Below are 1,944 nucleotides of genomic sequence, written 5' to 3'. Positions count from 1 at the left end.
GGTCGGGTTTTGTTTGATCACCGGGGTGGTTCCGCGATCGGTGAGAAATGCGCGGAAGGCATCGCTGTCGTAGGCTGCGTCGCCGAGCAATGACTTCGCTGGCGGCGGCGGTTCGATCAGAGTGGTCGCCGGTTTGATGTCATGGCGATTGCACCTGTCAGTTCGAACCCGACGATGCGACCATCACCATCACCATCACCATCACCATCACCATCACCATCACCATCGACAATCGCATGGATTTTCGTGGTTCTACCACCCCGGCTGCGTCCAATGGCCTGTTTTTCGGCCCCCTTTTCCGCCGGTAGCGCAGCGATGAGCCTTGGCGGTCGTGCTGTCGATGCACTGAATGTCCGTGGCATCGAACACCACCAGCTTTGCCAGGATCGCGGACCAGATCCCTGCCTTCGACCAGCGATTGAACCGATTGTAGACGGTGGTGTGCGGGCCATAGTCCGGCGGACAATCCTCCCAGCCGCAACCGATTTTCCGGACGTGGATGATACCACTGATCACCTCACGGTTCCGCTGTGGCTTCACCCCACGCCGCTTTTTCGGAAGCGCCGCCTCAATTGCCGCAAGTTGCTCATCGGACAACCAGAACAGATTCGACATCCTTGCTCCCTCCATCAGGAAGTTTCGAATCGGACTCCACCGAGGCAGGTCAACCGGTAATTGGGTTTCGAGCCTAAATGCCCTTGACTGAGTATTGAACTGCAAGGCACAGTTCGTTATCAACCATCCAGAAGGATGGCTCATAAAATATGGTATCGGAACGCATAATTCGGCGGCTGACCGCAGTGGCCGAGCGGGTAAGGGAGCTCTTCCCAGATCCACGTATGTGGAATGTTGAAGCAATTGGTTCGATTTCTTGATATTCGCTCAAATTGCACTGGAAGAGAGATGCGATACGTTCCGCCTTTTGCCGCTCTGAAAACGTGGATGACCCGTCACGCTGCCACTGACAACACCCATTTGGCGCCCGCTTACGGCGATGTCGTCGACGTATTGACGAAATTCCTGGAGGCAGTTCCGGTCGATGAAGATTGGTATTTAGCCGAATACCCGGCGATCGGCGGCTTCGTGGAACGTACATCGACAGAGTCCGCCACCCCCATTTCCACAAGCATGGGTATTTTGAAGGGCGAAAGCCTTTCGCGCCTGGTTGGCGTGGTCTGACCGAGCCTGTTCGGTTGGCACAATCCTATGGTCGCCTGCGCATCGTTCCCACTCTAGGACGGTTACGGGTCGGCATTGCTCGGGATGACTTTTTGGTCGTGATCATTACTCAGGAGCCGGTAAGTAAGGCGACATACGGTGACGATAGTCCAAGTTACAGTCAATATCTTTCCCGCATGCGGTCGGCCAACTTGGCGTCTGCTGAAGTAATATACTGATCGGGGTGCCGGTCGACGACCTGTGGTATCGCGCCACTTATCCCAAGGCAGCAAAGGAAATCGATAACCGGGCATATTCGTCCGCTGCGGAACACTATGTCGAACGGGGATATTTTGACGGCTATTTACCTTTCAACATCATTGTCGATGAAGAATGGTACGTTTCCCGCTACGCGCACGTGAAAAAAGGGTTGGACCTTGGTGTGGCAAGCTCTGGACGAGATCACTTCATGCGTTTGGGCTATCATGAGGGATGCCGTCCGGCGGCGCCATGACACACGTTGTTGAAACGGTGCGTCCGGAACGGTTGGCTATGTCTCCTACGGAAGCGCGAGAGGACGTGCAAAATAGTCGCGGGGGGACCATTTTCGTCGTGGATTTCCATCGCGATGGCAATAGTGCTGCCCACCGCACATTCGGGTGGAGCGGGCAGGAGCAGACGCACGTTTGGTCGGTCGAAGGCAGTTGCGGTCTTCAACTGCCATCCCAAACCGCCAGCACGCCGCTGGCTGTTGAAGTGGACTTCACCATCCCGACCAATCGCCTG

At 55.8% G+C, this 1,944-nt stretch carries 4 protein-coding genes; 3 read left to right on the top strand and 1 reads right to left on the bottom strand.

The annotated features are described in order from the left end of the window. Nucleotides 1-252: 252 nt before the first annotated feature. A complete protein-coding gene (locus GSQ89_RS35140; RefSeq protein WP_158932764.1) occupies nt 253-615 on the bottom strand; it encodes a transposase in 363 nt (120 codons plus the stop codon). Between the two features lie 327 nt (nt 616-942). Here GSQ89_RS35140 and GSQ89_RS35135 point away from each other — a divergent pair, with 327 nt between their 5' ends. From GSQ89_RS35135 to GSQ89_RS38890, 3 genes are all read left to right on the top strand, one after another. Then, nucleotides 943-1,179 (top strand): hypothetical protein, encoded by a 237-nt coding sequence (locus GSQ89_RS35135; protein WP_158932763.1) that lies wholly within the window; start codon nt 943-945, stop codon nt 1,177-1,179. 223 nt (nt 1,180-1,402) lie between these two features. Next, entirely contained in the window at nt 1,403-1,672 is a 270-nt protein-coding gene (locus tag GSQ89_RS35130) for a hypothetical protein (RefSeq protein WP_158932762.1), read from the top strand. A gap of 38 nt (nt 1,673-1,710) precedes the next feature. Then, on the top strand, nt 1,711-1,944 hold a 234-nt coding region (locus tag GSQ89_RS38890; RefSeq protein WP_216856578.1), incomplete at its 3' end, for a hypothetical protein.

The organism is Acidisphaera sp. S103, assembly GCF_009765975.1.
In the GTDB taxonomy this organism is placed as follows: Bacteria; Pseudomonadota; Alphaproteobacteria; order Acetobacterales; family Acetobacteraceae; genus Rhodopila.
This window is presented reverse-complemented; position numbering and strand designations above follow the sequence as displayed.